The sequence below is a fragment of the Methyloceanibacter sp. genome, from assembly GCF_051306395.1.
In the GTDB taxonomy this organism is placed as follows: Bacteria; Pseudomonadota; Alphaproteobacteria; order Rhizobiales; family Methyloligellaceae; genus Methyloceanibacter.
The window spans coordinates 1-3,332 of sequence record NZ_JBPPND010000115.1 but is presented as its reverse complement, the minus strand read 5'-3'; the positions used below and the strand labels follow the sequence as shown (position 1 = coordinate 3,332).

The window sequence follows — 3,332 nt, the reverse complement described above, 5'->3', positions numbered from 1 at the left end:
CTAGATCAGCGCGAATTAAGCGCGGTCAAGCTCAGCCGGAAGATAAGAAGTCACTTCCATACCAGCTTCGGACTCGGTGATCTCAGGCTTCAGCCACTCTTTCATGGTCGTCTCCTTCGGTGAACTTCAAGGCTAGATAATGGGGTATGGGGATGAGAGCCGCATGAAGCGTCCATGAACGCATCCTGACAGCGACATTAACGAATTCTGACAAGAAAAAGCCTTGCAAATCATGCGGATGGCCAAAATCAAAGCGGCACGGACGGCTCCGCTAAAGCCTCACGAGACGTTTTCACGGGCTCCGAGGCTATTGGAACAGCAGGGCGGACTGGGCCAGGGTGTTGTAAACGCCCCAGATCAGCGGAATCCCAACGAACGACCAGGAGAGCACGAGCTTGATCTTGTTGGCGCCCGAGACGTCTTCGTGATGGGTGGCGGTCATCATCCCTCCATTGAGGCCTTCAGTTCAGCCTCGGTCATGTGGTGTTTCTCGTGCACGGGCCGCATCAGCCAGTTCAGAATGAAGCCTACCAGGAGCAGTCCGGCCATGATGTACATGGTGACCGAATAGGCGTCGGCTTTGGGCACGCCGTTGTTGATCTGATATTCGCGGATGTAATTGACGAGCACGGGCCCGAGGACGCCCGCGGTGGACCAGGCGGTCAACAGGCGACCATGAATCGCGCCGACATAGCGGACGCCGAAGATATCCCTGAGATAGGCGGGGATCGTGGCGAAGCCGCCGCCGTACATGGTCATGATGACGCAATAGAACAGCACAAACAGAACGATCGAGCCCGTCTCGCCCGTCCACGGGACGGCGGCGTAGAGCGCCATGCCCAGCGCGAAGAAGATCATGTAGGTGTTGCGCCGACCGATATAGTCCGAGGTCGAGGCCCAGAAGAAGCGGCCGAGCATGTTGAACAGGCTCAACAAACCAACGAAGCCCGCCGCCGCCGCGGCCGTGATTTGGCCCGGAAACATTTCCTGGCTCATGGCGGAGGCCTGGCCAAGCACGCCGATGCCCGCCGTCACGTTCAGGCAGAGCACGCCCCACAGAAGATAGAATTGCGGGGTCTTGAGCGCCTCGTCCACATGGACGTGGGATGTGGTAACGAGCTTCTTGGGCTGGGCCGGCGCCACATAGCCCTCAGGAGCCCAATCTTTGGGAGGCACGCGAACGATCGTCGCGCCCACCAGCATAAAGACCATGTAGACGAGGCCCATCGTGACGAAGGTGCTCTGCACGCCCACATCGGTGGGGCTGGAAAAGTACTGCATCAGCCAGACCGACAGAGGCGAGGCGATCATCGCGCCGCCGCCGAAGCCCATGATAGCCATACCGGTGGCCATGCCGGGCCGGTCGGGGAACCAGGTGATCAGGGTTTTCACCGGCGAGATATAGCCGAGGCCGAGCCCGCAGCCGCCGAGCACTCCGTAGCCGAGATAGACGATCCAGAGCTGGTGCAGATGAACGCCGAGCGCGGAGATCAGAAAGCCGCCGCCGAAGCACAGCGCCGCGGTGAACATGGCCTTGCGCGGTCCAACACGATCGAGCCACGTACCGGTGAAGGCGGCGGACAGGCCGAGGAACACGATGGCAATGGAGAAGATCCAGCCAAGCTCGGTGAGCTTCCAGTCGTCAGGGGCGGATTCGGTGATGCCGATGAGTCTGGTCATCGGCAGGTTGAAGACGCTGAAAGCGTAGACCTGGCCGATGCAAAGATGCACGCAAAGCGCGGCAGGCGGCACGAGCCAACGGCTAAAGCCCGGCTTGGCTACCGTATGCGACCGGTCAAGCCAATGTAGGATGCCCCCTGAGTCCGCTTGTGCTGCGGTCGCCATACTTCAAATCCCCCCTAGAAACCGCTTTGTCGTGTTTATTGGCCGCTAGTCTGGCCGGGCTTCGCACGTATCGCAAGGGCTCTTGCGTCGTGCTCGCGCAAGTTCGGTAGGCCGCGCCGGTTGCGCGGCGTGTGACAACGGCGTGACACGCGTTGCGATGCGCGAGATGTCGCGAGACTTGAGAAAGCCCGCGCTTCAAGGTGCCGGAAGAGTAGCGGCAACCAAGGAGCGCGGGTTGATGCGAACACGGCGCGTGGCCTAGCTCGCCTTTTGGTACTTCGCGGCTTCCTCGGAACCCTTGGTGGCGTCGCCGGCCGTGTAGGAATGCGCGCCGGTCCCGGCAAGCTTGCCGCCCTCGACGATGAGATACTCATCGCGGATCGGCTTGCCGGCGAAGAAGTCCTCAAGGATTTCTCGGGTGCCCGCCGCATAGCGCGTCTGCGCCGACAGCGAGGTGCCGGAGATATGCGGCGTCATGCCGTGATGGGGCATGGTCCGCCACGGATGATCCCTCGGCGCCGGTTGCGGGAACCACACATCGCCCGCGTAACCGGCGAGCTGGCCGCTCTCCAACGCACGCACCACCGCATCGCGATCGGCGATCTTGCCGCGGGCGGTGTTGATGAGGTAGCTGCCGCGCTTCATCTTGCCGATCATCTCGTCGTTGAAGAGATGCTCGGTCTCGGGGTGTAACGGGCAGTTGATGGTCACCACGTCGCAGACCTTGACCATGGATTCCACGTTCGGGTGATAGGTGAGGTTGAGCTCCTGCTCCACCTCCTTAGGCAGACGGTGTTTGTCGTAATAGTGGAGGTTCACGTCGAAGGGCGCGAGCCGCCTCAGAACGGCAAGACCGATGCGTCCCGACGCGACCGTGCCGACATTCATGCCTTCCAGGTCGTAGGACCGCTCGACACAGTCGGCGATGTTCCAGCCGCCTTTGATCACCCATTGGTAAGACGGGATGTAGTTCCGCACCAGCGACAGGATCATCATCACCACATGCTCGGCGACACTGATCGAGTTGCAGAAGGTGACCTCGGCCACCGTGACGTTCTTGTCCATTGCCGCTTGCAGGTCGGTATGGTCGGAGCCGATGCCGGCGGTGACGACCAGCTTCAGGTTCTTGGCCTTATCGAAGCGCTCCTTCGTCATGTAGGCCGGCCAGAAGGGCTGGGAGATGACCACATCGGCATCGACCAACTGCTTCTCGAACTCGGAATTCGCACCGTCCTTGTCGGCGGTCACCACAAGCTCGTGGCCCGCCTCCTCGAGGAACTTGCGCAGTCCGAGCTCACCCGAAACGCTGCCGAGCAGCTCACCCGGTTTGAAGTCGATTGCACTCGGGGTGGGCGCGGTCTGGCCATCGGGATAGCGATCGATCTTGGGAATGTCATCCCGCGCATATTTTGGCGGGTAACCGTCCACCGGATCGTCGTAAAGAACACAGACAACTTTTGCCATATCGGCACTCCTTTCGGGGCGAC

The 3,332-nt window shown here is 61.0% G+C and carries 4 protein-coding genes; all 4 read right to left on the bottom strand.

Translation table 11 applies throughout. The features are described 5' to 3' along the window. Positions 1-15 precede the first annotated feature (15 nt). Positions 16-105 carry a pyrroloquinoline quinone precursor peptide PqqA gene (gene pqqA, locus ACSLE4_RS06355; protein ID WP_045363338.1) on the bottom strand — a complete coding sequence of 30 codons (90 nt, stop codon included), beginning with the start codon at positions 103-105 and terminating at the stop codon, positions 16-18. 202 nt (positions 106-307) lie between these two features. Then, positions 308-445, bottom strand: a complete 138-nt coding sequence (locus ACSLE4_RS06350) for an MFS transporter small subunit (RefSeq protein ID WP_435903639.1) — start codon at positions 443-445, stop codon at positions 308-310. Further along, on the bottom strand, positions 442-1,845 hold the full coding sequence (locus ACSLE4_RS06345; RefSeq protein WP_435903638.1) for an L-lactate MFS transporter: 1,404 nt from the start codon (positions 1,843-1,845) through the stop codon (positions 442-444). The genes ACSLE4_RS06350 and ACSLE4_RS06345 overlap by 4 nt, the downstream gene beginning before the upstream one ends. Positions 1,846-2,103: 258 nt before the next feature. After that, positions 2,104-3,309 (bottom strand): NAD-dependent formate dehydrogenase, encoded by a 1,206-nt coding sequence (locus ACSLE4_RS06340; RefSeq protein WP_435903637.1) that lies wholly within the window; start codon positions 3,307-3,309, stop codon positions 2,104-2,106. Between the last annotated feature and the right edge of the window lie 23 nt (positions 3,310-3,332).

Excerpts from the sequence above, each read along its gene's own strand:
- pqqA (WP_045363338.1), bottom strand. The coding sequence starts at position 105 with ATGAAAGAGTGGCTGAAGCCTGAGATCACCGAGTCCGAAGCTGGTATG.
- ACSLE4_RS06345 (WP_435903638.1), bottom strand. The coding sequence starts at position 1,845 with ATGGCGACCGCAGCACAAGCGGACTCAGGGGGCATCCTACATTGGCTT.
- ACSLE4_RS06350 (WP_435903639.1), bottom strand. The coding sequence starts at position 445 with ATGATGACCGCCACCCATCACGAAGACGTCTCGGGCGCCAACAAGATC.
- ACSLE4_RS06340 (WP_435903637.1), bottom strand. The coding sequence starts at position 3,309 with ATGGCAAAAGTTGTCTGTGTTCTTTACGACGATCCGGTGGACGGTTAC.